This is a genomic window from Enterobacter sp. 18A13, from assembly GCF_007035975.1.
Classification (GTDB): domain Bacteria; phylum Pseudomonadota; class Gammaproteobacteria; order Enterobacterales; family Enterobacteriaceae; genus Enterobacter; species Enterobacter vonholyi.
Genome location: NZ_AP019634.1, coordinates 2,248,985 through 2,274,992, shown reverse-complemented (window position 1 = coordinate 2,274,992; position 26,008 = coordinate 2,248,985). Strand labels below are relative to the sequence as shown.

The following is a 26,008-nucleotide window of genomic DNA, read 5'->3' as shown; positions in this document are numbered from 1 at the left end:
GTTCCCTCCTGGTGACGATCAGCATACCACTTGTACGCTATAGCGCACAGTGCTACCTTACTCCGGACGTTATAACGCACAATGGAGTTTTCATGCGCCCTTCCTCTCACTTTATTCCGGTCGCACTGGCTGGATTTGTCGCCGTTCTGGTCGGTTACGCCAGCTCGGCCGCCATCATCTGGCAGGCCGCCGCCGCGGCAGGCGCCAGCGCACAGCAGATTGCGGGCTGGATGACCGCGCTGGGAATTGGAATGGGGGTCAGCACGCTGGCGCTTTCATGGTGGTACAAAGCGCCCGTACTGACCGCCTGGTCGACGCCCGGCGCGGCGCTGCTCGCCACCAGCCTGCGCGGGATCACGCTGGCAGAAATCATCGGCGTGTTCATCTTTGCTAACGCGCTTATTTTGCTCTGCGGCATTACCGGGCTCTTCGCCCGTCTGATGAAGCTGATCCCTCATTCGCTTGCTGCCGCCATGCTGGCAGGGGTATTGCTGCAGTTTGGCCTCCATGCGTTTGCGCATCTTGAGGGGCACTTTCTGCTGTGCGGCAGCATGATTGCGGCGTGGCTAATCGCAAAAGCGCTGTCGCCGCGCTATGCCATCGTGGTCACGCTGCTGGTGGGCGGGATTGTGGCATGGGCGGCAGGTGACGTTGTCACGGATAAACTCACCCTTTCTCTGGTAATGCCCGAATTTATTGCACCCGCCTTCACCTTCACCAGCCTGGTGAGTATTGGCTTGCCCTTCTTCCTCGTGACCATGGCTTCGCAAAACGCGCCGGGGTTCGCCACGATGAAAGCCTCCGGTTACCCGCTGGCGGTCTCACCGCTCATCATCGTCACGGGAGGGCTGGCGCTGCTGTTTTCTCCGTTTGGCGTCTTTTCCATCTGCATTGCGGCTATAACCGCCGCCATTTGTCAAAGCCCGGATGCACACCCGGATGCGGATAAACGCTGGCTGGCGGCCATCGCAGCGGGAGGATTTTACCTGCTGGCGGGAATTTTCGGTGGCTCCATTACCGGGCTGATGGCCGCTCTGCCGCTCAGCTGGATCCAGACGCTGGCCGGTCTGGCGCTGCTGGGCACCATCAGCGGGAGTTTATATCAGGCGCTGAATCATGAAGCGGAGCGCGACGCGGCTATCGTCACGTTTCTGATGACCGCAAGCGGCGTCACGATCCTGGGCATCGGTTCGGCATTCTGGGGACTGGTGCTGGGCGGGATGTGCTACGCCCTGTTTTCACGCGCTCGCCGCACGTAGCTGCGAAGGCGTCATGCCCGTCGCGCTGCGAAAGCGGTTGCTGAAGTGGCTGGCGGAGTTGAACCCGCAGGCAAGCGCGATCTCCGTCAGCGGCGTCGTCGTATGCTGGACGAGGGCCTTAGCTTTATCCATTCGCCTCTGCATCACGTACTGATGCGGCGCCAGCCCCGTCGACTGGCGGAACATGCGGGCAAAGTGGTATTCGCTGAGCGCGGCCTGCGCCGCCAGCTCGGCCAGCGTCAGGGGCTGGCCCAAGCTCTCTTCAATAAAGGCCAGCACGTTGCGCAGCACGAATGGCGATAGCCCTCCGGTGACGACCGGCAGCTTCCACTGCACGTTAGAGTAGTTTTGCAGCAGATGGGTCAGCAGCAGCGTGGAGGCCGTGCTCAGGGTGAGCTGGTTGGCGTGCTGCTGCCAGTCACAGCCGAGCAAAAACTGGCGATACAGCGCGGTGATCTTCGGATCGCTACCAAAAATGCGCTCGTCCAGGGTCAGCGAAAGCGGGCGCTTGTCCCAGATTTTTTCCCCCACGTCGCGCAGGTGTTCGTCGGTGCAGTAGAGATGCACAAACGACAGGTCATCGCGGATATCCCACGTTGATTCGCTCTCTTTGGGCATCAGACAGAAACGGTCCGGTCCCCCGCCGTTCTTCCAGCCGCCCGGCGTTTTTTGATAGCTTTCGTAGCCGTCCGCCACGTACAGGCTGAGGGTATGATGGTTACTTTTTACCGTTATCGTATCGTGCTTGTTGTACCACGCTGCCAGCTGAATACCCGAATTCAGCGAGACGGTTTCCCGCAGGACTGCATTCTGTTGGCAAAGCGTTTCAAAGGTATCGTAAGCGTGAGACATAACCGTTAGCGCATAATTGATGGGAATATCAGTCTAAGAAGAGTTGCCCCCCGTTGCCAGTCCCGCCGGAAGAAAAAAGCGCAAGATTTTGCAAGTCACCCGCAACCCGGTGAAAGCCCGTCGCGAGTTTCAGCGCCATACTGCGGGCTTCCGCGGTTTGAGAAGAGACAACTATGAACGCATTATTATATGGACTCGTGGTCATTATCTGGGGAACCACCTGGATTGCGATTTTCCTGCAGCAGGGCCCCGTCGCGGCGCCGGTGTCGATTTTCTGGCGCTTCGCCGTCGCCAGCCTCACGATGATGGCGGTGTTAATCGCCCTGCGCCGCCTGCGCAAGCTGGCGCTGCGGGATCACCTCTTTTGTATACTCCAGGGATGCTGCGTTTTCTGCTTTAACTTCTGGTGTTTTTACGCCGCAGCCTCGCACATCAACACAGGGCTGGAATCGGTGATCTTCTCCATGGCCGTGCTCTATAACGCCATCAACAGCTTTATCTTCTTCGGGCAGCGCCCGCCGGCGCGCTTCTGGACGGCGGCGGCACTGGGCCTGACTGGGATCGTCACTCTCTTCTGGGACGATCTGCTGGCCAGCGGCTGGAGCGCGTCGCTCCTGACCGGGATTGGTCTCTCCGCGCTCGGTACCTACGGTTTCTCGCTGGGCAATATGATCAGCATGCGCCATCAGCGCAGAGGCTTGGAAACCATGACCACCAACGCCTGGGCGATGCTCTACGGCACGCTGGTGATGGGCTGCATTGCGCTGTTCAGAGGCGATAGCTTCGCGCCAGAGTGGACCATCAGCTACATTGGCGCGCTGCTCTATCTGGCTGTATTTGGTTCGGTGATTGCCTTTGGCGCCTACTTCACGCTGGTGGGACGCATTGGCCCGGGCAAAGCGGCCTACAGTACGCTACTCTTCCCGCTGGTGGCGCTGTCCATCTCTACGGTGTATGAAGGATACGTCTGGCATATCAACGGTATCGTGGGGTTATTGCTGATTCTGGGGGGAAATATGGTGATGTTTACCAAACCAGAAACCTGGTTCAGACGCTTACGAACGGCGTAAATAAAAAGGCCTGCATTACGCAGGCCGTTTTATTTTATTTCGCGGTCTTTTTCACATCAAACATGGTGGCGTCCGTCGCCATGTCATCAACAACCTGCTTCAGGGTTGCAAAGGTCATCGGCGTACTTTCGTTGTTCAGATCTTTACCTTCGCCTTTGCGCACCACCTTCATGACCGGTTTGTTGGTAGCCGCATCGATCAGTTCGCCTTCAAAGAAGAGATGCGTATCCATAGTGCGATGCCCGGTTGCCATCTGCGTACCTGCTACCACCAGCGCGACCGGCACCACTTCATAGAACTGCAGACCTTCTTTCTGCGAACTCACCCCGGTAATCGCGCCGCGGAAAATCAGGCTATGTTTACCCGGCGTGGTCACAATCGGCTTACGCGTGCCAATCGCCGTTTTCATTTTGGTATTGGTGTAGTTCAACAGCTCATCAAGCGTTTTTTGCCCAATTTGCGTGGTTGGTTTTGGCGTTGGATAATACGTAATCGGTGTCCAGAGAATACTGTCGTAATTAGCTTCGTTATAGGAAGGATCAACCCAACGCAGCGTTGGTTTACCCGTCGCAGACGTTGTCTGCTGCAAGCCTGAATAGTCTTTTAAAAAGCCAGAATATTGTTCGGGAGCTGCGACTTTCGAAGAACAGCCCGCTAACGCCAACAGACCAGTAAGCACTGCAACTTTAAAAAAAGTTTGAGTACGCATGATAGTTTTCCATGTTATCTGCAAGTATGCATTTGAAGTTATAGCAAAAGACCGGCGGGTTTGTTGTGACAAAAAATGATGCGGAGAGCACAAATTGCGAAAAGACTGCCCGGAGGCGTTCCGGGCAGTGAAAAATTACTGATTTATATCCAGTTGCCAGAACAGATGTTTGCCAAACGGGTCAATTTCATAGCCCGTCACCTCCTTGCGCACCGGTTCGAAAATGGTTGAATGCGCAATCATCACCGTGGGCATCTGGTCATGCATCATCTGCTGCGCCTCTTTATACAGCGCCACGCGTTTATCGCGATCGGTGGTTGATTTTGCTTCCGCAATAATTTTATCGAAGGGCTTATAGCACCATTTCGCCGAATTTGACCCACCGTTTGCCGAGGTGCAGGTGAATAGCGGGCCGAAGAAGTTGTCCGGATCGCCCGTTGCCGTCGTCCAGCCCATCAGCGCGGCCTGATGCTCTCCGCCCTTCACGCGTTTCAAATACTCGCCCCATTCGTAGGTAACGATTTTGGTCTGCACGCCTATTTTCGCCCAGTCCGCCTGAATCATCTCCGCCATGCGTTTCGCATTCGGGTTATAGGGACGCTGCACCGGCATCGCCCATAAATCGATGCTGACGCCGCTGGCAAAACCAGCCTCTTTCAGCAGCGCTTTGGCTTTTTCAGGGTCGTAGTCGTAATCCTTAAGCTCGCTGTCTGCGCTCCATACGCCCGGCGGCAGCAGGTTCTTCGCAGCGGTGCCGGTACCGTGGAACACCGCATCAATAATGGCTGGTTTATTGATGGCCATCGCCAGCGCCTGACGGACCTTCACGTTATCCAGCGGCGGCTTCTGCGTGTTGAACGCCAGGAAGCCGGTATTTAGCCCCGCCTTACTCATAAGATTAATGTCTTTGTTGGCCTTCATGCGCGGCAGATCGGCCGGGTTTGGGAAGGGCATGACCTGACATTCGTTCTTCTCAATTTTGGCAAAGCGCACGGAGGCATCTGGGGTGATGCTAAACACCAGCCTGTCCAGCTTCGATTTCCCCTGCCAGTAGTCGGCAAACGCCGTGAAAAGGATCCGGGAATCTTTCTGATACTGCGCCAGCTTAAACGGCCCGGTGCCGATGGGCTCCATATCCACCTTCTCCGGCGTGCCCGCTTTTAGCATCGCGTCGGCATACTCCGCCGAAAGGATTGAGGCAAAATACCAGGCCAGATCGGCGACAAACGGCGCTTCCGGGTGCGCCAGGGTAAAGCGCACGGTATGCTCATCGACTTTATCAATCGCGGTTATCAGGCTGCCGAACTCCAGACTTTCGAAGTTGGAGTAGCTGCCGTTAGAGACGTTGTGGTAGGGATGATTCACGTCTTTCTGCCGCATAAACGAGAAGATCACGTCGTCGGCGTTAAAGTCGCGGGTTGGCGTGAAGGATTTATTGCTCTGGAACTTAACGCCCTTACGCAGAAAGAAGGTGTAGACCTTGCCGTCGTCGCTCACCTCCCAACGCTCCGCAAGGCTTGGCACCAGCTCCGTGGTGCCGGGTTTGAAATCGACCAGACGGTTATAGACCGGCACGGCGCTGGCGTCCACGCTGGTTCCCGAGGTGTATAGCTGAGGATTAAAGTTTTCCGGCGATCCTTCGGAGCAATACACCAGCGTTTTCGCAGCGACAGCGGAACTGACCGTGAGTGCCGCGAGCGCCAATGTGAAAGTTGTGAGTTTGCTTGTCATCATTTATTCCTGTCTTTTTTAATTCGACGGCTAATTAATTCTTTTGCCATTTCATAAATAACATTAAAGTGATGTGGCAAACACCTGAAAAATAAATAAGGAATAAATCACTATGGGCTCGCCGCTTTCCAGACAATTAACGCACCGTTTTTTCCGCTATCTCGCGATCACCAGCCAGAGCGATCCCAAAGTCAAAACCCTTCCCTCAACGCCGGGCCAGCATGACATGGCGCGCGAGCTGGCGCAGGAGCTGGCACAGCTGGGGTTAGACGACATTGTGATTGATGAATTCGCCACGGTGACGGCGGTAAAAAAAGGCAACGTGCCCGGTGCGCCGCGCATCGGCTTTATTACCCATATTGATACCGTCGACGTGGGACTTTCACCGGATATTCATCCACAAATATTAACGTTTACCGGTGAAGATCTCTGTCTGAATAAAGAGAAAGACATCTGGCTGCGGGTTAACGAGCACCCTGAAATTCTGGCTTATCCGAACGAGGAGATTATTTTCAGCGACGGAACCAGCGTATTGGGCGCGGATAATAAATCGGCGGTCACGGTGGTCATGACGGTGCTGGAAAACCTGACGGCAGAGCATCAGCACGGGGATATCGTCGTGGCGTTTGTGCCTGACGAAGAGATCGGCCTGAACGGTGCCAAGGCGCTTGATCTTAAGCGCTTCGATGTCGACTTTGCCTGGACCATCGACTGCTGCGAGCTGGGTGAAATTGTTTACGAGAATTTTAATGCGGCCGCCGCGGAGATCCGCTTTACCGGCGTGACGGCGCACCCGATGTCCGCCAAAGGCGTGCTGGTGAATCCCCTGCTGATGGCGACTGATTACATCAGCCATTTTGACCGCCAGCAAACGCCGGAGTGCACCGAGGGACGTGAAGGCTATATCTGGTTTAACGGCATTCAGGCCGGACAGAACGAGGCCGTTCTTAAGGCCAATATCCGCGACTTTGACAAGGAGAGCTTTGCCGCGCGCAAGCAGCAGATTGCCGACGTGGCCGCACTGATTGCCGCCCAATATTCGACGGCCAGAGTGGACTATCGCATTGAAGATACCTACAGCAATATCAGCAATGCGATTGGTGAAGACCGGCGCGCTATCGATCTGATGTTCGAAGCGATGGAATCGCTCGGCATCACGCCGAAACCGACGCCGATGCGCGGCGGCACCGACGGCGCGGCGCTCTCGGCAAAAGGGCTACTCACGCCGAACTTCTTCACCGGGGCGCATAACTTCCACTCGAAGTTTGAATTCCTGCCGCTGTCGTCGTTCGAAGCGTCTTACAACACGGCCCTGCAGATCTGCCTGCTGGCCGCCCGTTAAGCGGGCTTGCGCGCCAGCATCGTGGCAAAGCGCAGCCTGATGCGGTTACCATTTTCATCGGTGCGGTGCAGTTCGCCAACGTCTTCGTTGTATTTGAGCAACTCCCAGCCTTCATAGTAGTTGCTCAGCTCACCGCTCTTGAACGCAAACGGGAAGCCGACGGTGCACGGGTAATCCACCGTGTCCATCGCGGCAACAATCAGGTTGTAGCCGCCAGGCCTGGTGCAGCGCTGCATATTAGCGATAAGACCCGGGATGGTTTTTGACTCCAGGAACATCAGCACCACGGTGGAAAGAATGAAATCGTACTCGCCGTCAAAACTCAGGTTGTTGAGATCTTTAATCGCCGCGTGGAGGTTATCGATCCCTTCTTCCGCCTTAATGCGCTCGATATTATCGATGCTCATCGGGTTCTTGTCCCACGCGGTGACATCGTGGCCGTTAGCTGCAAGATAGAGGCTGTTACGGCCGTTGCCGCAGCCCAGATCCAGCGTTTTACCGGGCTTCACAATCTCCGCGCTGTACAGCACCTCTGAATGGGTACGGGTTAAGCCATATTTCTCTGTGAAGTAATTCTCATCGACGGTCATTGTTTTCCTGCGTTCTCATAAAGTGAAAGTGCATCCTGGATGCTATTTTAAGGCGTTTACCGTCTGGTTGCCAGCCGCTCGAAAATCGAAAAATTTGCTACGTTTAGTTAAGACGCTTATCAGAGAAATAAAGATGAACAAATATCGCCTTAGCGACGAGACCCGCCTCTGGCAATGGAAAAACGGCGAAACCACCCACGCCACTACGCTGCGGCAGATTATCGCCACGGCGGACTTTAACGACGTGACGGTCGGGACGAGAGGCGGCTGGATTGACGATGAGCGCGCCCTCGCGCAGGACGGCCACTGCTGGATCTACGATGAAAACAGCGTGGTGTTCGCCGGAGCGACCGTGTCCGGCAACGCGCGTCTTACCCTGCCGTGCGTCGTGAGCCATGATGCCCGTATCGGTGACAGCTGCTGGCTGGACGGCGCAGAGGTCAGCCACGGGGCGCGAATAAGTGACAACGTCACCATTCAGCAATCCTGCGTGCGGGGCGAGTGTCATATCTACGGCGAAGCGCGCGTGCTGCACCACAGCGTGGTCATTGCTGCCAAAGGGCTTACGCCGGACCATGAACAGATCCTGCAAATCTACGATAAGGCAACGGTGATCCAGTCGAGGATTGTGCACCAGGCGCAAATCTACGGCGAGGCGATGGTTAATTTTGCCTTTGTTGAACACCGGGCCCAAGTCTTCGACAACGCGATCCTCGAGGGAAACGAACTCAACAACGTGTGGGTGTGCGACTGCGCAAAAGTCTATGGTAACGCCCGCGTGATTGCCGGCTTTGATGAAGATGCCATCCCAACGGTGCGCTACAGCTCGCAGATTGCGGAGAATGCCGTGGTCGAGGGAAACTGCGTCATCAAGCATCACGTCCTGATTGGCGGTCAGGCCTGGCTGCGCGGCGGGCCGATCATGCTGGATGATAAAGTCGTGATTCAGGGGCGCGCGCGCATCAGCGGGGATGTGCTGATCGAACATCGGGTTGAAATTACCGGCGATGCGGTTATTGAATCATTTGCCGGCGAGAGCATTCACCTGCGCGGCGAAAAAGTGATTAACGGCGACCAGCGCATCACCCGCACGCCGCTGCTGGGTGCGTTATAGGGTATAAATCCTGCCGTAGATATTCACGTCTTCAAAGCGGCCATTCAGGTATTCCGCTTCCCGCAAGCACCCTTCCAGCGTAAAACCGTTGCGTACGGCAACGCTGTTGCTGTGCTGATTCGCCACCCGACATTTGATCACAAAACGACGGATCTCACCGCGCTCAGCGTAGTAGCGCATAAACGCCTGCAGTGACCGGGAGAGAATACCCTGCCCCTGGTGGGCTTCATCCAGCCAGTAGCCGATGTACCCGGCCTTGTTGGTTGGTTCAATCGTGTTGAACGACAGTACGCCAACCAGCGCATCATCCTTAAAGATCAAAAACATTTTGGCGTAGCCGCGCTGGTGCAGCATCTGGTTACTCTGCACGTTGCGGCGGGTATCCTCTTCGCTGCCTACGTGCTGCGCCCAGTCAAAGGCGGTTTGCAGAAAGATTCTGTTTTTGACGACGAGATTGTGCAGGTCGGCAGTATAGCGCTCTTCGACGGCGCGAAGCTCGAGAGCGTCAGATACCGGGATAATTTCGGATTTTACTACGGTCATTGCCCCTCACCCTAACCCTCTCCCGGAGGGAGAGGGAATCGATCGTTAACGCATTACCCTGTCGTCAACGTAGTTACGTTTATCCGGCGCCGGTGGGAAATACTGGTACAGCCAGGTTTCACTGATGGCGTCGCCCTGGCAGCGCAGGAACAGACGCATATCCACCGGCTCCGTCGAATCCGACGTCGGGTACCAGTCAAACAGAATTCGATAGCCGTCAAACGGTTCAACGTAGAGGATCTCCACCTGCTTCGCTTCACCGCTGGAGAGCGTAATCACCGGCTCGATGCCTTTTGGCGCAGCGGCCTTCAGATCGCCGCCGACAAAATCTATCGCAAAGCGACGGGCCCATACTTTCGGGTAGTTTTCGCCCGGCGCCCAGCCTTCCGGGAAGCCGCCCATGCCGGTGCGGGTGGCGTAGACGTTGGCCAGCGGGGAGCGCACAGGCGGCATCGCGCTCCAGTAGAGGCGATACTTGAAGTCCAGCTCGTCGCCCGCTTTGACGGCTTTTTCCGGCTGCCAGAAGCAGACCACGTTATCCAGCGTTTCACCGGTGGTCGGGATCTCCATCAGGCCAACCGCGCCTTTCCCCCAGTCGTTACGCGGTTCCACCCACAGGCTTGGACGCTTGTTGTACCACCCCATCACGTCCTGATAGTGGGAGAAATCGCGATCGAGCTGCAGCAGACCGAACCCTTTCGGGTTTTTGTCCATATAGGCATTAAACTGCAGCTTCTGCGGGTTGTTCAGCGGACGACAAATCCACTCACCGTTGCCGCGCCACATCGCCAGGCGGTCGGAGTCATGAATTTGCGGGTGAATGGTGTCACACATGCGGCGTTCGTTATTACCGCAGCTGAACATGCTGGTCATCGGCGCAATGCCGAGCTGCTTGATGTCCTTACGCGCGTAGAGGTGGTTTTCCACCTCCATGATCACCTGGCTCTTCTCGCAGTGGATCACGAATTTATAGGCACCCGTGATGCTCGGGCTGTCGAGCAGCGTATAAACGGTAAAGGTCGTGTCGCCTGGCTTGACGGTTTCAAACCAGAAGGAGGTAAAGTCCGGGAACTCTTCCGGCGTGTCGGTAAAGGTGTCTACCGCCAGACCGCGGGCGGAAAGGCCGTACTGGTAGGTGTCATCCACCGCGCGAAAGTAGCTCGCGCCCAGGAAGGAGACGATATCGCGACGCGCCAGCTCCGGCGCCTTAAAGGCGCGGAAGCCCGCAAAGCCGAGATCGCTTTGCCCTTGCAGCTGTTTGGTATCCACGCCCGTTTCACCGTAGCTGAACAGCTCCGGACGGAAGTGGATCTCACGCGCCATAGAGGTCGACTGGTCCAGCGAGAACATCCGCACGCGACGGCGGAACCCCATTCCCATATGGAAGAACTGCACGTCCAGCTGACGCCCTTCAATGTTGTTCCACAGAGACTGTTTTTCATCGTAGCGGATGGCGTTGTACGCCTGCGGCGTCATGGTGGCCAGCGTCTCCGGCAGCGGGCGCGGCGCGCCACCCCACGGGGTTTTTGCCAGGTCATGCGCCATGGATTGCAGTACGGAGAAGTCAAAACGACGGCTCTGGCCGTCAGCAATGTCAGAGTCGGCGGCGTATGCCGCTTTGGAAAACAGGGAGGCAAGGCCGGATGTGCCGCTCAGGGCTGCCACTGCCAGCGAGCCTTTTAGAAAACGTCTGCGATTCATGCCTGGAAAAACGTCCTTATGGTCGTGTGAATGTGTTCCGCGCTCGGCGAAATGACGGCAAGAAAGAACGCACAGCCTAAACAAAAATGGTTAAGAATCCAATTGTTGGCCGGTGATTATCTGAACAAAGTGAGAAATATTTTCTGTCGACCAGAACGGCCCGAAAGTGGTGTAAAGAAAGCCTGGAAAATGTGTAGAAAAATGCCCCGGCGCGACATCGTTCACCGGGGCCAATGAGGCGGTTATTTTCCGCTGACATCGATACCCGGGAAGTACTTATCAGCGAGTTTGGCGATCGTGCCGTCGGCACGTACTTTATCAATTGCGGCGTCAAGCTGCTTTTTGGTGGCCTCGTCACCTTTACGCAACCCAAAGCCGATCCCACTGCCGAGGATAGTGTCGTCAGACACCGGCTTGCCGATGAAGCCAAACCCTTTCCCCTGCGGCTTGCTGAGGAAACCTGCCTGCCCGGCCGCGGACATGACCAGCGAGGCGTCGATACGGCCATTCAGCAGATCGCCCCAGGCCATATTCTGATCTTTATAAGACACCACGGTGACACCCTGCTTTTCCCAGTGCTCTTTGGCATAGGTTTCCTGAATGGAGCCCTGCAGCACGCCGATGGTTTTCCCCTTCAGCCCTTCAGGCGTCGCCTCGACCGCCGTACCGGCCTTGCCGACCAGCTGCGACGGAATACGGTAGATAGGCTGGGTAAAATCAATGCTCTTGCGGCGCTGCTCGGTGATATTCATCGCCGAGTTGATGGCGTCGAATTTCTTCGCCACCAGGCCCGGGATCAGCGCATCAAACGAGGTTTCCACCCAGCTGCACTTCAGCGCTGCCGCTTTGCAGATGGCGTTCCCCAGTTCAACGTCAAACCCTTCCAGTTCGCCTGCCGCATTGCGGCTTTCAAACGGCGGATATTCGGCTTCCAGACCGTAACGCAGCTCGGACGCCGCGAAGGAGGAAAAGGTACACAGCAATCCCATGCCGACAACTAACGCGCGTAATTTCATCTCATACTCCTCAGAGCCTATCTCAGCGTGGTTTAACCCGACACAGGGCCTGGGCACCTGCCCGTAACGTCGCCTCATCTTTCGCAAAAGAGAGACGAATCAATTTATTATCCGTACCGTCCGCATAAAACGCCGACAGCGGAATGGTGGCAACACCGTACTCAACGATCAGCCGCTTCACCAGATCGCTGTCGCGCTCGTCGCTGAACTGGCTGTAGTCCGCCAGCATGAAGAACGATCCGGCGCTGGGCAGCAGCGTGAACGGCGAATCGGCCAGCAGACTCTGCAGCAGATCGCGCTTGCGCTGGTAAAACGCCGACAGCGACAGCCAGGTTTGCGGGTCGACCATATGTTCAGCAAACGCTTGCTGCATTGGCGTATCGGCAGAGAACATTAAAAATTGATGGACTTTACAAATCTCGTCCATCAGCACCGCCGGTGCAACACAGTAACCCACGCGCCAGCCGGTGACGTGATAGGTTTTTCCGAAAGAAGAAATAATCACGCTACGCTCCGCCAGCTGCGGGTGCGTAGCCATCCCATGGTGCGGCTCACCGTCAAAAACCACGTGTTCATACACTTCGTCAGACAAAATAATGATGTCGGTATTGCGCGTCAGCGCCGCCAGCTGCTGCAGATCGTTGGCCGAAAAGACCTGACCGCTCGGGTTGTGCGGCGTATTGATGATAATCATGCGCGTGCGCGGGGTGATAGCAGCCCGGACCTCATCCCAGTTGACGGCAAAATCCGGCACGGTCAGCTTGATGGCAATTGGGGTTGCCCCCTGCAGACGGACAATCGGCGCGTAGCTGTCAAAAGAGGGCTCAAAGTAAATCACCTCATCACCCGGGTGCACCAGCCCGCTAATCGCCGAATAGAGACCTTCGCTGGCGCTGGCGGTCACCAGGACCTCGCCGGCCGGGTCATACCGCGTGCCGTAAAGCGTGGCAATTTTATCGGCAATGCGCTCTTTGAGCGGCTGCAGGCCGGTCATCGCCGCATACTGGTTATGCCCCGACTCCATTGCGCGGGTGACGCCCGCAATCAGCTTCGGGTCGCAGGAAAAATTCGGTGCGCCCTGAGAAAGGTTAATCGCGTTATGCTGCGCCGAGAGCTGGCCGATAACGGTAAAAATGGTGGTGCCCACATCGGGCAGTTTGGAGCGCGTCTGCACTGGCGTTCGTAAAGTCATCCTCTTTCCCTTCTCATGGACATTGCATAACTATTCAAACAACATCTCTGTTGTCGGGACAATCGAATTGTTGTCATAATAGCCATGATAAAAATGCATAGCTGAGGGTTTTCCATGTCGCGCCGTTCGCTCCCGCTCAATGCCATCGACGCATTTTTAGTCACCGCGCGTCACCTGAATCTGACCCATGCTGCCGCAGAACTTTGCCTGACGCAGGGAGCCGTGAGCCGCAAGATAGCCTCCCTTGAAGCGTGGTTTGGCTTTCCGCTTTTTGAACGCCACGCGCGCGGCCTGCGCCTCTCTTCGCAGGGCAGCGCCCTGCTTCCGGAGCTGCAGTCTGCTTTTGAACAATTGCTGACCGTGGCCGACCAGGCCCGCAGCCAGCAGACCGTGATCCGGCTCAAGGCACCCACCTGCGCCATGCGCTGGCTGGTGCCGCGCCTGCTGGAGGTTGAGCGTGAGCAGCCGGATCTGCAGATCGCCCTGACCACCACTACCGATCACAACGTCAATTTCAAAACCGAATCTTACGACGCGGCCATCGTGTTCGGGACGCACATGAGCGCAGGCGACCTGCTGTTCGAAGAGGCGCTCACCCCGGTGATAAGCCCGGTGCGGGCGGGTGCAACGCTGGGATCGCTGACGTTCCTGCACCCCACAAGAGATAAGACAGACTGGTCGCTGTGGCTGACGAAACAGGAAGGTCCGGGCTTTGCTATGCACAAAAATCAACACTTCGACACGATGGATCTCGCCATCACGGCCGCCATTCAGGGGCTGGGCGTTGCCATTGCCGACGAAACGCTGGTGGCCGAAGATGTCCGCGCGGGAAGACTGATGCGGCCTTATGAAACCAGCATAAAAACCGGCGCGAGCTACCGGCTGGTGCTGCGCGAAGCGCCAGGCGAGGAAAATGGACTGGCGGCGTTTCGCGCATGTTTGCTTAATCGAGGCTGACGTGGTGCTTCATCACCCGTTTGAAGAGGCTCATCCGGGAGCGCATAAAGCGGTTTTCAAGCCTGAAACCTGCATATTTATTCACGCCAATGCGTAATAAAACGTCCCGCCCTTTTCGGCATGCGGGCCAGTGCGTCGGCCCGGGCAGGATCTCGCGAGGACCAGCGTCACGCGCAAAGCTCACCCAGTAATCGGCCACGTGGGCAGCAAACTGCAGATCCCGTTCGTTGACGTACTGACGTGAAGGCTCTACCTGACCTAACGTATCAAAGACATAGGGAACCTCGTTGCCGTGCCAGGCACCGTTGATATAGGTGGCATGTTCCGCTTCCGCGACATAGTCAAACCAGTAACGCCAGCACAATCCGCCGACGCGCTGCTGAGCCTGCATCACGACGTAGCCCATCGTGGTGAACGCCATGTCGCGGCACACCTGCCTGCCCAGCTCTTCATCGCCTTTGACGCCAGGATAGAGCAGCTTAATCAGCCCCAGTCCGAAGCGCCGCTCCCGGCGGAGCTTCTGGATTTGCCCGGCGAGATCGATGCCAAACACCGCCATTACGCTGGCCTCATCGCTGTTCGACCCAATCATTACCGGTACGGGATGCTGGCGGGCCGCGAAAAAGACGTCCAGCATCGCTTCGGGCAGAACGCAGTCCCCGACGATGGGCGCGGGTGCGACGTTCAGCGGCGCGGTTAACGGCCAGAACGCCTCGGGCGGAATGGCGCGCAGCTGCTCAGCAGTCGCCTTCTCCAGGCCAAAATGGGCGGCCAGCGCCTCCCCTTTTTGCAGCGCCTGCTCGCGCGGCGTGTCCGGCAAGGTGTACCCGCTTTGCACAATAGCCTTGTGGAACAAGCCAGCCGCCAGGGGCGATGCCAGCAGAGAGAGCACGCTACGCGCACCGGCGGATTCGCCAAACAGGGTCACGTTAGCGGGGTCGCCACCAAATGCGGTGATATTGTCCCTAACCCATTCGAGCGCGGCGATCTGATCCAGCAATGCAAAATTATGCACCACGCGATCTTCCTCGCCTTCCAGCGCGGGATGGGCGAAAAAGCCGAGATGGCCGAGACGGTAGTTGATCGTCACGACAACAACGCCTCGCGTAGCCAGCGCTTTACCGCTATAGGGCGGTAACCCCCCCGCGCCAATGGTAAAGCCACCACCGTGCAGCCAGACCATAACCGGAAGCGCCCCGGCGCGCTCTTTGGGGGACCAGACGTTCAGATAAAGACAGTCTTCCGAGAACTGACCGGGATCGCCTCCGCCCAGCTCCTGACAATATTCGCTGCTTTGCCAGCTTGAGGCCGAAAAGGCGGTGGCCTCGCGAACGCCATCCCACGGCTCAGGGGGCCGCGGGGAGCGCCAGCGCCACTCGCCCACGGGCGGTGCAGCATAAGGAATACCGCACCAGACGTGGACATTTTCATCGGTTAAACCAGAAAGTGCGCCCTGGCGCGTTTCAACCACAGGGGCGGAAGGATTTTGCATAACGACCTTATTTTTTCCATCACACCCCAGCAGAGTAACGATTTCAGAGCAAACCGCAACGCTGTTTGCTGCGCGTTTCAGCCTCCTGGTAGAGCGTAAACTCGTCATATACCGGGCAGCCCAGCGCGTCTTCAAACGCATCGCGGCTGGCGTTACCGTGGCTGCGGGCCTGTGTTTCATTCCCGAGATTGGACTGGAAAATCCCCGCGGCGCTGACCGGGAGGAAATCTTCGTAGGTGATCGGCTGGGCAACCACCCATCCGCGCTCGATCAGCGGTTGCGGATCGTCTCCCGGCCGGAACGCATGGCGATGCGCTTCACCCGCAGGCGTCAGGCGATAGCGGAAATACGCCAGCTCCTGACGGCGCATTAACAGTTCGCTGTCCGGGAAGGCGCTAAAGATCTCCCGCAGATGCAGCTGATGGGTCAGGTTATCTTTACCGGTACCGGCCTGGGCAAGCAGGCTATCGTACAGTTCCCGGCCTTTCGGGGTCAGCGCCACGCCGCGCTGTTCAATCTCACCGAAGCGCGCGGTGTGGGTGCCCTTATGTTCCCCGGCAAACAGCACCGGCTCTTCCAGCGCCTTGAAGCTGGTTTGACGCAGCAGGACGGGCACCTCGCGACGCGGCGGGCCTTCTATCAGAATTTTCGGCTCGATACCGTACTTCGGCATCAGCTCCTGCACCCGATCAATATCCAGCGTGCGCGGCGTGAGGTGGTTAATGTGGCAGCCGGGGAAGCAGACCACATCGGCAATCAACCGGTGCTCGTTGTGCAGCGCAAGATAGGTTTCCCGATCGACCGTCGCGTGACGGTGCCAGCGGAAGGTTTCCAGCGCTTCCTGCACAAACTCGTGCGCCTGCTCGTCAGTAAACTGCCCTTCCGATTCATACAGATCGAGAAGCGCCAGACAGCGCGGGGTGAAGATGTTCCGGTGAGAGAGGATTTCCGCCGCACGTTCGCGCAGCGCGACGTTTTCAATCAGCTCAAGGCGCAGCAGCGACGTAAAGATGCGGAACGGATTACGGCACAGCGCCGCATCATCGATCGGGCGAAACGCCGTTGAGTGAACCGGCACCCCCGCCTGGGAGAGATCGTAATAGCTGACCGGGTACATGCCCATAATGGCAAACATACGGCGCAGGGTTGAAAGTTCTTGCGCACTGCCAACGCGAATTGCTCCGTGACGCTCCACGTTCAGGCGCGCAAGCTCATCAGCGTTTGCCAGTTGTTCATGTAATAGTGGATTATTTTCCAGAACCGTCAGGTTTACGTCCGCAACCAGTTCAAGCAAGGTGCCGTACTGCGGAACTTCCTGCTGGTACATCGCCGACATAGCCTGCGAAAAGTGTTCCCGAATGTCATCAGCCGTGATGGTGTTCGCCATGATGTCATGCCTCCAGTGAATATTACCTGGAGTGTAGAGAAACCCGTTCCTTCCGGGGGGAAGAATTTCTGAATTGTGATCTTAAGACGACAGTGGTCAAACCGTGTGCTACTGGTCCCTGAACAGCGCCGAACGGAACCGCCCTTTAAACCTGAACGCTTTTATCCAGGATTTTACTTATAATTATTTAGGGTTCCGCTTTCTAGCTATAAAGGAGTATTTTTGGGGTCTCTCCTGAATGCAAATTAACCAATTCGAGTAAGCCATTATTTTTATCCTCACCTTTCAAATTTTTAGCTCGAAGTTAGGATTAATCTGAATGGCTGTTTACAAGTCCTTCCTGTCTATCCATATTTCCCTTTTAAGCGAAGCGTAAATTTACAAATATTTAAAAATAACGCAACCGCAAATAGCAAAACGCATTTGACGGATACCGCACAGCGACTAGAGTTATTACTCGAACGACGAGTGATACGGAATATTTTCGTATCGTACTGGCATAACCAATATATGACTATGAGGTTTAATATGGCAGAGCATCGTGGTGGTTCCGGTAATTTCGCTGAAGACCGTGAAAAAGCATCAGAAGCTGGACGTAAAGGTGGCCAGCATAGCGGTGGGAACTTTAAAAACGATCCGCAACGCGCTTCTGAAGCGGGTAAGAAAGGTGGACAGAGCAGTCACGGCGGAGGCCGTAAATCTGATAACTCCTGATCTTATTTAATACTCTTTTAATAAAACCAGAGAGCATGCTGCGGGCTGAAAAGCTCGCAGCACCCATTCTTTATTTTACCGGAGCGTAATTATTATGAATATGAAAAGCGTTGAGGATGTATTTATTCATCTTCTCTCCGATACCTACAGTGCGGAAAAGCAGCTGACTCGCGCGCTTAGCAAGCTTGCCCGCGCCGCGTCCAGCGAGAAGCTGAGCGCAGCCTTTACCGCGCACCTGGAGGAGACGCAGGGTCAGATCGAACGTATCGACCAGATCGTCGAACAGGAAGAAGGAGTTAAGATTAAACGCATGAAGTGCGTGGCGATGGAAGGCTTAATTGAAGAAGCCAACGAAGTGATCGAAAGCACCGAAAAAAATGAAGTGCGTGATGCTGCCTTAATTGCCGCTGCGCAAAAAGTCGAGCATTACGAAATAGCCAGCTACGGTACCCTTGCCACATTAGCAGAACAACTGGGCTATAAAAAAGCCGTTAAGCTTCTTGCCGAAACGCTGGAAGAAGAAAAAGAGACCGACCTGAAACTCACCGACCTGGCCGTAGGCAATATTAACCAAAAAGCGCAGAAATGACGCTATAACACAGGTTAAATAAAATGAGCATCAGTCCCAGGACAATTAAACGGTGCCATTTAGCGGCAGCAATAATATGGTTCATTCTCGCTATTCCTTCCGTAATATGGTGGAAGAACAGCGTGCTATGGGTCATTATCATCAGTATTTATGCCAATATTGTCGGCCATTTATCTGGCTACAGTGCCGCACGTGCCGATCAGGCGGCTGAAAGTGAGAACAAATAAAATAAGCGAACCCCTAATGAGGATACAATGATGAATCACGTAGAACACTACCATGACTGGCTACGCGATGCCCATGCAATGGAAAAGCAAGCCGAATCAATGCTGGAATCCATGGCCAGCCGTATCGATAATTATCCTGATGTTCGCGCCAGAATTGAGCAACATATTAATGAGACAAAACGGCAAATCACATTGCTGGAGGAAATCCTCGACCGTAATGATATTTCTCGTTCGGTCTTAAAAGACTCGATGAGCAAAATGGCGGCGCTGGGACAATCCATCGGCGGCATGTTCCCTTCCGACGAAATCGTGAAGGGCTCGATCAGCGGCTATGTTTTCGAACAGTTTGAAATCGCCTGCTATACCTCCCTGCTCGCGGCGGCGAAAAAAGCGGGCGATACCGCTTCAATCCCCGCTATTGAGACGATCCTCGCCGAAGAGCGCGAAATGGCCGACTGGCTGATTCGTCATATCCCGCAAACGACGGAACAGTTCCTGCTGCGTTCAGACGCGTCGGGTGTCGAAGCGAAAAAATAACCCACAGGAGAGTGAGCATGTTTCGACACGTCAAACAGCTGCAATATACGGTTCGCGTCGCCGAACCGAATCCCGGCCTTGCCAACCTTTTACTGGAACAATTTGGCGGGCCGCAGGGTGAACTGGCTGCCGCCTGCAGGTACTTTACGCAAGGGTTGAGCGATGACGATCCGGGCCGTAAGGATATGCTGATGGATATCGCAACCGAGGAGTTAAGCCACCTCGAAATTATCGGCACCCTGGTCGGCATGCTGAATAAAGGTGCCAAGGGGGCGCTGGCGGAAGGGGTGGAAAATGAGGCCGAGCTGTATCGCTCCATGACCGAAAACGGGAATGACAGCCACATCACCTCCCTGCTCTACGGCGGCGGCACTCCGCTCACCAACTCAGCGGGCGTGCCCTGGACGGCGGCCTACGTCGACACCATTGGCGAGCCGACGGCGGATCTGCGTTCGAACGTGGCGGCCGAAGCCAGAGCCAAAATCATCTATGAACGGCTGATCAACGTGACCGACGATCCCGGCGTTAAGGACGCGCTGGCGTTTCTGATGACGCGTGAGGCGGCGCATCAGCTCTCCTTTGAGAAGGCGCTGCAGTCCATCCGTAATAATTTCCCGCCGGGAAAACTGCCGCCAATCGAGGAATTCACCAACAAGTACTACAATATGTCTGAAGGTGGAGAGGTTCGCGGAAGCTGGAACAGCGATAAACATTTCGATTACGTTGAGTCCCCCCAGCCTGCGGTTGACGGCGGCGATGGCAGTGCCAGCGTGACGCTCACAACCGAGCAGGCAACTCTGGTTAAGGCGATGTCTGCCCGCACGAAGTCCGATCCACATTCCGACCCGCTGACCGGTGCCGAGCTGGGTGCCGGTAAGACTAAACCGTAATCGGTTTGCCGGGCAGTCCTGAACTGCCCGGCAAGTCGCGTGCCCCATCGTCTCAGAGGTACGGACCATGTTCGAACTCGATGCATTTCATCTGGCCAGAATTCAGTTCGCTTTTACCGTCTCGTTCCATATCCTTTTTCCCGCGATCACCATCGGCCTCGCCAGCTATCTGGTGGTGCTGGAAGGCATGTGGCTGCGCACCAAAAACGACGTCTGGCGATCGCTATACCACTTCTGGCTAAAGATATTTGCCGTTAACTTCGGCATGGGCGTCGTTTCCGGGCTGGTTATGGCGTATCAGTTTGGCACCAACTGGAGCGGGTTCTCCCAGTTCGCGGGCAGCATTACCGGCCCGCTTCTGACCTATGAGGTGTTAACCGCCTTCTTCCTGGAGGCCGGATTCCTCGGCGTTATGATGTTCGGCTGGAACAAGGTCGGCCCGGGGCTGCACTTCTTTTCGACCTGCATGGTGGCGCTCGGCACGCTAATGTCGACCTTCTGGATCCTCGCCTCCAACAGCTGGATGCATACGCCGCAGGGTTTCACTATCGAAAATGGGCAGGTTATTCCGCAGGATTGGCTGGCCATCGTTTTTAACCCCTCCTTCCCTTACCGTCTTATTCATATGGCTATCGCCGCGTTCCTGAGCAGCGCGCTGTTTGTCGGCGCGTCGGGTGCCTGGCACCTGCTGCGCGGGAACGATACGCCAGCCGTTCGCACCATGTTTTCGATGGCGATGTGGATGGCGCTGCTGGTCGCACCCATTCAGGCGGTGGTGGGCGATATGCACGGCCTGAACACGCTTGAGCATCAGCCGGCGAAAATCGCCGCTATTGAGGGGCACTGGGAAAATCCGCCCGGCGAGGCCACCCCGCTGCTGCTGTTTGGCCTGCCGGATATGGAGGAGGAGCGCACCAAATACGGTCTGGAGATCCCTGCCCTCGGCAGCCTGATCCTGACGCACAGTCTGGATAAACAGGTCCCCGCGCTGAAAGACTTCCCAAAAGAGGATCGCCCAAACTCGACCATCGTTTTCTGGTCGTTCCGCGTGATGGTCGGGATGGGGCTGCTGATGATTACCCTCGGTCTGGTCAGCCTCTGGCTGCGCTATCGCCATCGACTTTACCACTCGCGTCCGTTCCACTGGTTTGCCCTCTGCATGGGGCCTGCCGGGCTGCTGGCGCTGCTCGCCGGCTGGGTGACCACCGAAGTGGGCCGTCAGCCGTGGGTCGTCTATGGCTACCTGCGCACCATCGACGCGGTATCGCTGCACAGCACCCTGCAGATGAGCATCAGCCTGCTGGCGTTCTTCGTCGTCTACTCATCCGTGTTTGGCGTGGGCTATGTTTATCTTATCCGGCTGATTAAGAAAGGTCCTCAGCCCGTCGATACGCTGACGTCAAACACCTCGGGCACGCCTGCCCGTCCGCTGTCAGCCGCGGAGTCTGTTCCGGAAGAGGAGAGAATCTGATGGGCGTCGATATCTCGGTGATTTGGTTTGCCATCATCGTTTTTGCCACGCTGATGTATATCATTATGGACGGCTTCGACCTGGGGATTGGCCTGCTGTTTAACTTCGTGGGCGATGCGAAAGAGCGCGATGTGATGGTCAACAGCGTCGCGCCCGTCTGGGACGGCAACGAGACCTGGCTGGTGCTCGGCGGCGCGGGGCTTTTCGGCGCGTTTCCGCTGGCCTACGCGGTCATTATTGATGCGCTGACGATCCCGCTCACCGCAATGCTGATCGGCCTCATTTTCCGCGGGGTCGCCTTCGAGTTCCGATTTAAAGCCACCCCTTCACACCGCAAATTCTGGGACTACTCCTTTGCCGGCGGCTCCCTGCTCGCTACCTTCAGCCAGGGCGTGGTGGTGGGCGCCGTGATCAACGGCTTTGACGTGGAGGGCCGACGCTATGTCGGCTCGGCGCTGGACTGGCTCACCCCCTTCAACCTCTTCTGCGGCATCGGGCTGGTCGTTGCCTACACGCTGCTGGGCACCACCTGGCTCATTATGAAAAGCGAAGGCGCGCTGCAAAAGCGCATGCGCGAGCTGACCCGCCACGTGCTGCTTGCGCTGATGGTGGTTATCGCGGTGGTCAGCGTCTGGACGCCGCTCGGCTGGCAGTACGTCGCCGACCGCTGGTTTACCCTGCCCAACTTCTTCTGGTTCCTGCCGGTTCCGCTGCTGGTCGGGATCTTCAGCGTGCTGATCTGGCGCCTGACCCGCAATCCGGACAGCCACGCGCGCCCTTTCCTGCTGACGCTGGGGCTGATCTTCCTCGGGTTCAGCGGGCTGGGTATCAGCCTCTGGCCGAACATTATTCCGCCGCGCATCACCCTGTGGGAGGCCGCAGCTCCGCCTGCCAGCCAGCTGTTTATGCTGGTCGGGACGTTACTGATTATTCCGGTGATCCTGGTATACACCGCCTGGAGCTATTACGTGTTCCGGGGCAAGGTTTCGGATACTGAAGGCTATCACTGAGGAACGCTATGACGGACTGGCATACACGGGCCATTATTTACCAGATTGATACCGCACTCTTTTATGACCTGAACGGCGATGGCTGCGGGGACATCGCCGGGATAACGGCCAAGCTGCGCTACATTCGCCGCATGGGGGCGACAGTTATCTGGATCACCCCGTTTTACCTCACGCCCTTTCTTGATGAAGGCTATGACGTCAGCGACCATCTCCAGGTGGATCCCCGCTTCGGAAAGCTGGCCGATATCATCGCCTTTATCGAACAGGCCCGCGAGCTGGGCATGCAGGTCATTATCGAGCTGCTGATCCAGCACACCTCCGACGCGCATCCCTGGTTCCAGCAGGCCCGCCGCAACCCGGCATCACCCTACCGGGATTACTACCTCTGGTCAGATAACGACGAGGACGATACGCCCCCCATGTTTCCCGGCGTCGAAAAGAGCATCTGGAGCTGGGACGACGAGGCGGGACAATACTACCGGCACATGTTCTATCGCCACGAACCGGATCTGAACCTCACCTCGCCCGCGGTGCTGAAAGAGATTGAGAACATCATCCTCTTCTGGCTCAAGCTGGGCGTGTCGGGATTTCGACTGGATGCCGCATCTCACCTGACCACCCAGGCGGGAAACGGTGATGAAAAAAAGGGCCTGTGGATCCTCGAGCATATGCGTCGTCTTATCGAGCAACACAACCCGGACGCGATCCTGCTGGGTGAGGTCGACGTTGAGGTGGAGGCCTATCAGGACTACTTTGGCAATAATGACCGCCTGAATCTGGTGCTCAATTTCTGGCTCAACAAGTATTTTTACGTCAGCCTGGCCCGCAAAAGCGCCCGTCCGCTGCGCAACGCGGTGAAGGAGATGATCGTCCCGCCCGATTCATGCTGTTTTGCCAACTGGCTGCGCAATCACGACGAGCTGGATCTGGAGGGCATCAGCCAGAAAGACAAACAGTTTGTCCTCGATACCTTCGCCCCTGATAAGGAGATGAACGTCTACCAGCGCGGGATCCGCCGCCGCCTGGCGCCGATGCTCAACGGCGATCTGAAGCGGCTGGCGTTCTGCCATGCGGTGCTATTTTCCCTGCCCGGCGTTCCGGTGATGCGCTATGGCGATGAGATCGGCATGGGGGATGACCTCGCTCTGGAGGAGCGCTACGCTGTGCGCACCCCGATGCAGTGGGCGGGATCGCAAGGCGGCGGTTTTTCGGCAGCCGACCCGAAAAAATTTATCGCGCCGATTATCGACCGCGGCCCTTATCGCTATCAGAAAATCAACGTCGCCGATTCGCTGCTCCACCGCAACTCGCTCCTGCACCGGATCATTGATATCGCCAATACCCGCTCGGAGTTCCCCGAAATCGCCGTTGCGCCCTTTCGGCTCCTCACGATCGATAGTGACGCGGTGCTGGGGATCTATTACGAGACCGAAGAACGCAGCATTCTGACCTTTGTTAACTTCAGTGACCAGCCGGTGCAGTTCACCGTGAAGGGGATCCGCAACGCCACCTGGACCGCCTGTCTTGCGGACAAACGCTACGATGACGCGCTGGTTTGCGGTAAAACCGTTGAGCTCAGCCTTGGCGGCTACGGCTATCGCTGGTTCTGGACGCACCGCAGCGCGCTGCGCTGATTATGGTTTCCGGCGGGTTAGCAAACGCGTCAACACAATACCCGCCAACGCCAGCCCCCCTAACGCCACTTTGCCCGGCATACCGGAGGTCACGGACGACGCGCGGGTTTTCGCTTCATCAGTGAAACGGCCATGGATTTTGTGCAGGTCGTTAACCGGCTGGTCGAGATAATCCCGACGGTCCGGCGCGTTCAGATCGTCGGTCATCTGGCCTTCCCAGGCTTTCTTCACCATCAGCCTGTCCAGAAAACCCGGGAAGAGGAACTGCCCGACAATCGACTGAATGGTGCTGCTGCCAACCCACAGCTCGCGTACCGGCTTTTGCGCCACCCTGAAGATGGCGCTGGCGGCGACTTCAGGCTCGAACACCGGCGGTACCGGCCGCATTGCCCAGGCGAACTTATTCCTTGCCCATTCAAACTGCGGCGTGTTAAGCCCCGGCATCTGCACCATCGAAAGCTGAACCCGGCTGTTTTCATGCATCAGCTCGGTACGCACCGCATCGGTAAACCCGCGGATCGCCGCTTTGGCCCCGCAGTAGGCGGACTGCAGGGGAATGGAACGGTAGGCCAGCGCGGACCCTACCTGGATAATCACGCCCCTGTCGCGCGGAACCATAAGCTCCAGCGCCGCGCGGGTGCCGTTCACGTAGCCGAGGTACGTCACCTCAGTCACGCGCCGAAACTCGTCCGGCGTAAGGGTACGAAACGGTGCCAGCACGGCCCCCATGGCATTATTCACCCAGACATCAATCGCGCCGAGGCGATACTCAATCTCGTTAGCCGCATCCACCACCGCCTGACTGTCGGCGACGTCCGCCTGCACGGCGTGTGCATTTACGCCGAAGCGGCGCAACTCTTCCTGGGTGGAGTGCAGGCTTGCTTCATCGCGGGCGATGAGGCCCACATCGTAACCTGCTTTTGCAAAGTGCAGCGCCGTGGCTTTTCCCACGCCCGCCGTCCCACCGGTAATTACTATGACAGCCATAGAACCTCCACGTGAACTCAACCGTTATGCCCGTCCGACAATGCTGTCACCAGCTCGGCCAGCGAAAAATGCACCGCTTTTTCCACCACGTCCTGACAGTCTCCGGAAAACAGTACGGTGCGGGTTTGCGTCTCGCCGCGAATGTTCCACGCAAAGCAGACCGTCCCCGCCGCCGTGCCGTCGTCGCCCCCTTCCGGGCCAGCATAGCCGCTGATGGCGATACTGATATCAGCCTGGGCGATGTCGCGGATGCTGGCGGCCATCTCGGTCACCGTCTGCTCACTGACCGCGGTATACCGCGCGAGCGTCTCAGGACGAACGCCGAGGATCCGTGCTTTGGCTTCGTCGCTGAATACGACCAGGCCAACATCATAAAAATCGGCCGTGTTCTCTTCGGCACAAAGTGCTACCGATAGCTTTCCGCCGGTACAGGATTCCGCCGTGGTTAAGCGAAGCCCGAGATCGGTTAATTTGCTCGCCAGTTTTTTCGTCAGTTCACCCACGGTATAATTGTTGTCGTGAAAAAGATTGCTCATCTTTGCGCCTCTTATTTCTCGAATGGAATGATTGAAATATGTCCATTGCGCTCCAGTATGGCATATTTAATTTGGCTTATTTCGTTAATACCATTATTTTGACGCGCCGACACCAGAATATCATCACAGGATACATCGACTTTTTTCAATTTATCGGCTAACGGCACGCCGTTCTCAACCAGAATAACGGGAGTACCGTCCAGAATATTCTCTACGGGCGAAAAATACTTTTTCATAAGGCCAAAAATAATATCCACCACCACCAGGGTGGTAATCGTAATCATCGCGCCGGTGACGGAAAAATCCTGTCCCAGAAGCGCCTGTTGCGTGGCTTCACTAATTATCAGGAGCAGAATGAGATCGAAGCTAGTCATCTGCAGCAGCGCACGCCGCCCGGCCACTTTAAAAACCACCACGAGGAACAGATAAATCGCCAGCGCACGAAAGACCATATCCAT

26 protein-coding genes are annotated in these 26,008 nt (G+C 56.6%); 13 read left to right on the top strand and 13 right to left on the bottom strand.

Annotated features, from left to right (window positions below):
- The first annotated feature begins 92 nt into the window (after positions 1–92).
- Entirely contained in the window at positions 93–1,259 is a 1,167-nt protein-coding gene (locus FOY93_RS11120; protein ID WP_143345106.1) for a benzoate/H(+) symporter BenE family transporter, read from the top strand.
- Here FOY93_RS11120 and FOY93_RS11115 read toward each other — a convergent pair.
- Positions 1,239–2,111: a helix-turn-helix transcriptional regulator gene (locus FOY93_RS11115; protein WP_133294395.1), complete on the bottom strand. Its 873-nt coding sequence runs from the start codon at positions 2,109–2,111 to the stop codon at positions 1,239–1,241. The two genes, FOY93_RS11120 and FOY93_RS11115, sit on opposite strands and share 21 nt — an antisense overlap.
- A gap of 173 nt (positions 2,112–2,284) precedes the next feature.
- Between FOY93_RS11115 and FOY93_RS11110 the strand changes: the two genes are divergently transcribed.
- Positions 2,285–3,181: a DMT family transporter gene (locus FOY93_RS11110; RefSeq protein ID WP_133294394.1), complete on the top strand. Its 897-nt coding sequence runs from the start codon at positions 2,285–2,287 to the stop codon at positions 3,179–3,181.
- 34 nt (positions 3,182–3,215) lie between these two features.
- Here FOY93_RS11110 and FOY93_RS11105 read toward each other — a convergent pair whose 3' ends face one another.
- Both FOY93_RS11105 and FOY93_RS11100 read right to left on the bottom strand, forming a co-directional pair.
- Entirely contained in the window at positions 3,216–3,890 is a 675-nt protein-coding gene (locus tag FOY93_RS11105; RefSeq protein WP_111964626.1) for a DUF3313 domain-containing protein, read from the bottom strand.
- A 135-nt stretch (positions 3,891–4,025) separates the two neighbouring features.
- Positions 4,026–5,621: an ABC transporter substrate-binding protein gene (locus FOY93_RS11100; RefSeq protein WP_136195012.1), complete on the bottom strand. Its 1,596-nt coding sequence runs from the start codon at positions 5,619–5,621 to the stop codon at positions 4,026–4,028.
- 112 nt (positions 5,622–5,733) lie between these two features.
- Between FOY93_RS11100 and pepT the strand changes: the two genes are divergently transcribed.
- On the top strand, positions 5,734–6,963 hold the full coding sequence (gene pepT, locus FOY93_RS11095) for a peptidase T (RefSeq protein WP_143345105.1): 1,230 nt from the start codon (positions 5,734–5,736) through the stop codon (positions 6,961–6,963).
- On the opposite strand, the gene tehB is transcribed toward pepT, so the two are convergent.
- Positions 6,960–7,553 (bottom strand): tellurite resistance methyltransferase TehB, encoded by a 594-nt coding sequence (tehB, locus tag FOY93_RS11090; RefSeq protein WP_133294392.1) that lies wholly within the window; start codon positions 7,551–7,553, stop codon positions 6,960–6,962. The genes pepT and tehB overlap by 4 nt on opposite strands.
- Positions 7,554–7,686: 133 nt before the next feature.
- Between tehB and ydcK the strand changes: the two genes are divergently transcribed.
- A complete protein-coding gene (ydcK, locus tag FOY93_RS11085; protein ID WP_143345104.1) occupies positions 7,687–8,667 on the top strand; it encodes a YdcK family protein in 981 nt (326 codons plus the stop codon).
- Here the strand turns inward: ydcK and rimL are convergent.
- The 4 genes from rimL to FOY93_RS11065 all read right to left on the bottom strand — a co-directional run bounded on the left by rimL (position 8,662) and on the right by FOY93_RS11065 (position 13,119).
- The gene (rimL, locus tag FOY93_RS11080) at positions 8,662–9,210 is read right to left on the bottom strand and encodes a 50S ribosomal protein L7/L12-serine acetyltransferase (protein WP_136194847.1); all 549 of its coding nucleotides are present in this window, start codon (positions 9,208–9,210) and stop codon (positions 8,662–8,664) included. The genes ydcK and rimL overlap by 6 nt on opposite strands.
- Before the next feature lie 45 nt (positions 9,211–9,255).
- Positions 9,256–10,911, bottom strand: a complete 1,656-nt coding sequence (locus FOY93_RS11075; protein WP_143345103.1) for a glucan biosynthesis protein D — start codon at positions 10,909–10,911, stop codon at positions 9,256–9,258.
- A 242-nt stretch (positions 10,912–11,153) separates the two neighbouring features.
- Positions 11,154–11,927, bottom strand: coding sequence for a transporter substrate-binding domain-containing protein (locus FOY93_RS11070; RefSeq protein ID WP_143345102.1), 774 nt, complete (start codon positions 11,925–11,927; stop codon positions 11,154–11,156).
- A 22-nt stretch (positions 11,928–11,949) separates the two neighbouring features.
- A complete protein-coding gene (locus FOY93_RS11065) occupies positions 11,950–13,119 on the bottom strand; it encodes a pyridoxal phosphate-dependent aminotransferase (protein WP_136194846.1) in 1,170 nt (389 codons plus the stop codon).
- A gap of 114 nt (positions 13,120–13,233) precedes the next feature.
- Here FOY93_RS11065 and FOY93_RS11060 point away from each other — a divergent pair, with 114 nt between their 5' ends.
- Positions 13,234–14,076 carry a LysR family transcriptional regulator gene (locus FOY93_RS11060; RefSeq protein ID WP_136194845.1) on the top strand — a complete coding sequence of 281 codons (843 nt, stop codon included), beginning with the start codon at positions 13,234–13,236 and terminating at the stop codon, positions 14,074–14,076.
- Here FOY93_RS11060 and FOY93_RS11055 read toward each other — a convergent pair.
- On the bottom strand, positions 14,063–15,568 hold the full coding sequence (locus tag FOY93_RS11055; protein ID WP_143345101.1) for a carboxylesterase/lipase family protein: 1,506 nt from the start codon (positions 15,566–15,568) through the stop codon (positions 14,063–14,065). The genes FOY93_RS11060 and FOY93_RS11055 overlap by 14 nt on opposite strands.
- A gap of 43 nt (positions 15,569–15,611) precedes the next feature.
- A complete protein-coding gene (gene hglS / locus FOY93_RS11050) occupies positions 15,612–16,955 on the bottom strand; it encodes a 2-oxoadipate dioxygenase/decarboxylase HglS (RefSeq protein WP_143345100.1) in 1,344 nt (447 codons plus the stop codon).
- Positions 16,956–17,483: 528 nt separating this feature from the next.
- Here hglS and FOY93_RS11045 point away from each other — a divergent pair.
- The 8 genes from FOY93_RS11045 to FOY93_RS11010 all read left to right on the top strand — a co-directional run bounded on the left by FOY93_RS11045 (position 17,484) and on the right by FOY93_RS11010 (position 24,027).
- Complete coding sequence (locus FOY93_RS11045) at positions 17,484–17,669, top strand: con-10 family general stress protein (RefSeq protein ID WP_006684659.1); 186 nt, start codon at positions 17,484–17,486, stop codon at positions 17,667–17,669.
- Between the two features lie 94 nt (positions 17,670–17,763).
- Entirely contained in the window at positions 17,764–18,258 is a 495-nt protein-coding gene (locus tag FOY93_RS11040; protein ID WP_143345099.1) for a YciE/YciF ferroxidase family protein, read from the top strand.
- A 23-nt stretch (positions 18,259–18,281) separates the two neighbouring features.
- Positions 18,282–18,485 carry a hypothetical protein gene (locus FOY93_RS11035; RefSeq protein WP_111964639.1) on the top strand — a complete coding sequence of 68 codons (204 nt, stop codon included), beginning with the start codon at positions 18,282–18,284 and terminating at the stop codon, positions 18,483–18,485.
- A 30-nt stretch (positions 18,486–18,515) separates the two neighbouring features.
- Complete coding sequence (locus tag FOY93_RS11030) at positions 18,516–19,022, top strand: ferritin-like domain-containing protein (protein WP_014883791.1); 507 nt, start codon at positions 18,516–18,518, stop codon at positions 19,020–19,022.
- A gap of 17 nt (positions 19,023–19,039) precedes the next feature.
- Positions 19,040–19,912 (top strand): manganese catalase family protein, encoded by an 873-nt coding sequence (locus tag FOY93_RS11025; protein WP_008502274.1) that lies wholly within the window; start codon positions 19,040–19,042, stop codon positions 19,910–19,912.
- A 67-nt stretch (positions 19,913–19,979) separates the two neighbouring features.
- Positions 19,980–21,383 carry a cytochrome ubiquinol oxidase subunit I gene (locus FOY93_RS11020; RefSeq protein WP_143345098.1) on the top strand — a complete coding sequence of 468 codons (1,404 nt, stop codon included), beginning with the start codon at positions 19,980–19,982 and terminating at the stop codon, positions 21,381–21,383.
- Entirely contained in the window at positions 21,383–22,393 is a 1,011-nt protein-coding gene (cydB, locus tag FOY93_RS11015; protein ID WP_143345097.1) for a cytochrome d ubiquinol oxidase subunit II, read from the top strand. The genes FOY93_RS11020 and cydB overlap by 1 nt, the downstream gene beginning before the upstream one ends.
- An 8-nt stretch (positions 22,394–22,401) precedes the next feature.
- The gene (locus tag FOY93_RS11010; protein WP_143345096.1) at positions 22,402–24,027 is read left to right on the top strand and encodes an alpha-amylase family protein; all 1,626 of its coding nucleotides are present in this window, start codon (positions 22,402–22,404) and stop codon (positions 24,025–24,027) included.
- On the opposite strand, the gene FOY93_RS11005 is transcribed toward FOY93_RS11010, so the two are convergent.
- The 3 genes from FOY93_RS11005 to FOY93_RS10995 are packed head-to-tail and all read right to left on the bottom strand — an operon-like array spanning position 24,028 to position 26,008.
- Entirely contained in the window at positions 24,028–25,014 is a 987-nt protein-coding gene (locus FOY93_RS11005; protein WP_104948601.1) for an SDR family oxidoreductase, read from the bottom strand.
- Positions 25,015–25,031: 17 nt separating this feature from the next.
- Entirely contained in the window at positions 25,032–25,550 is a 519-nt protein-coding gene (locus FOY93_RS11000; protein ID WP_133294380.1) for a 2-oxo-tetronate isomerase, read from the bottom strand.
- A gap of 11 nt (positions 25,551–25,561) precedes the next feature.
- Positions 25,562–26,008: a DUF421 domain-containing protein gene (locus FOY93_RS10995; RefSeq protein WP_127730802.1), complete on the bottom strand. Its 447-nt coding sequence runs from the start codon at positions 26,006–26,008 to the stop codon at positions 25,562–25,564.

Coding starts and splice junctions, on each gene's coding strand:
- FOY93_RS11060 (WP_136194845.1), top strand. CDS start 13,234: ATGTCGCGCCGTTCGCTCCCGCTCAATGCCATCGACGCATTTTTAGTC.
- FOY93_RS11005 (WP_104948601.1), bottom strand. CDS start 25,014: ATGGCTGTCATAGTAATTACCGGTGGGACGGCGGGCGTGGGAAAAGCC.
- FOY93_RS11045 (WP_006684659.1), top strand. CDS start 17,484: ATGGCAGAGCATCGTGGTGGTTCCGGTAATTTCGCTGAAGACCGTGAA.
- cydB (WP_143345097.1), top strand. CDS start 21,383: ATGGGCGTCGATATCTCGGTGATTTGGTTTGCCATCATCGTTTTTGCC.
- FOY93_RS11100 (WP_136195012.1), bottom strand. CDS start 5,621: ATGACAAGCAAACTCACAACTTTCACATTGGCGCTCGCGGCACTCACG.
- tehB (WP_133294392.1), bottom strand. CDS start 7,553: ATGACCGTCGATGAGAATTACTTCACAGAGAAATATGGCTTAACCCGT.
- FOY93_RS11010 (WP_143345096.1), top strand. CDS start 22,402: ATGACGGACTGGCATACACGGGCCATTATTTACCAGATTGATACCGCA.
- ydcK (WP_143345104.1), top strand. CDS start 7,687: ATGAACAAATATCGCCTTAGCGACGAGACCCGCCTCTGGCAATGGAAA.
- FOY93_RS10995 (WP_127730802.1), bottom strand. CDS start 26,008: ATGGATATGGTCTTTCGTGCGCTGGCGATTTATCTGTTCCTCGTGGTG.
- FOY93_RS11035 (WP_111964639.1), top strand. CDS start 18,282: ATGAGCATCAGTCCCAGGACAATTAAACGGTGCCATTTAGCGGCAGCA.
- FOY93_RS11115 (WP_133294395.1), bottom strand. CDS start 2,111: ATGTCTCACGCTTACGATACCTTTGAAACGCTTTGCCAACAGAATGCA.
- FOY93_RS11055 (WP_143345101.1), bottom strand. CDS start 15,568: ATGCAAAATCCTTCCGCCCCTGTGGTTGAAACGCGCCAGGGCGCACTT.
- FOY93_RS11120 (WP_143345106.1), top strand. CDS start 93: ATGCGCCCTTCCTCTCACTTTATTCCGGTCGCACTGGCTGGATTTGTC.
- rimL (WP_136194847.1), bottom strand. CDS start 9,210: ATGACCGTAGTAAAATCCGAAATTATCCCGGTATCTGACGCTCTCGAG.
- pepT (WP_143345105.1), top strand. CDS start 5,734: ATGGGCTCGCCGCTTTCCAGACAATTAACGCACCGTTTTTTCCGCTAT.
- FOY93_RS11110 (WP_133294394.1), top strand. CDS start 2,285: ATGAACGCATTATTATATGGACTCGTGGTCATTATCTGGGGAACCACC.
- hglS (WP_143345100.1), bottom strand. CDS start 16,955: ATGGCGAACACCATCACGGCTGATGACATTCGGGAACACTTTTCGCAG.
- FOY93_RS11065 (WP_136194846.1), bottom strand. CDS start 13,119: ATGACTTTACGAACGCCAGTGCAGACGCGCTCCAAACTGCCCGATGTG.
- FOY93_RS11020 (WP_143345098.1), top strand. CDS start 19,980: ATGTTCGAACTCGATGCATTTCATCTGGCCAGAATTCAGTTCGCTTTT.
- FOY93_RS11030 (WP_014883791.1), top strand. CDS start 18,516: ATGAATCACGTAGAACACTACCATGACTGGCTACGCGATGCCCATGCA.
- FOY93_RS11105 (WP_111964626.1), bottom strand. CDS start 3,890: ATGCGTACTCAAACTTTTTTTAAAGTTGCAGTGCTTACTGGTCTGTTG.
- FOY93_RS11025 (WP_008502274.1), top strand. CDS start 19,040: ATGTTTCGACACGTCAAACAGCTGCAATATACGGTTCGCGTCGCCGAA.
- FOY93_RS11000 (WP_133294380.1), bottom strand. CDS start 25,550: ATGAGCAATCTTTTTCACGACAACAATTATACCGTGGGTGAACTGACG.
- FOY93_RS11075 (WP_143345103.1), bottom strand. CDS start 10,911: ATGAATCGCAGACGTTTTCTAAAAGGCTCGCTGGCAGTGGCAGCCCTG.
- FOY93_RS11040 (WP_143345099.1), top strand. CDS start 17,764: ATGAATATGAAAAGCGTTGAGGATGTATTTATTCATCTTCTCTCCGAT.
- FOY93_RS11070 (WP_143345102.1), bottom strand. CDS start 11,927: ATGAAATTACGCGCGTTAGTTGTCGGCATGGGATTGCTGTGTACCTTT.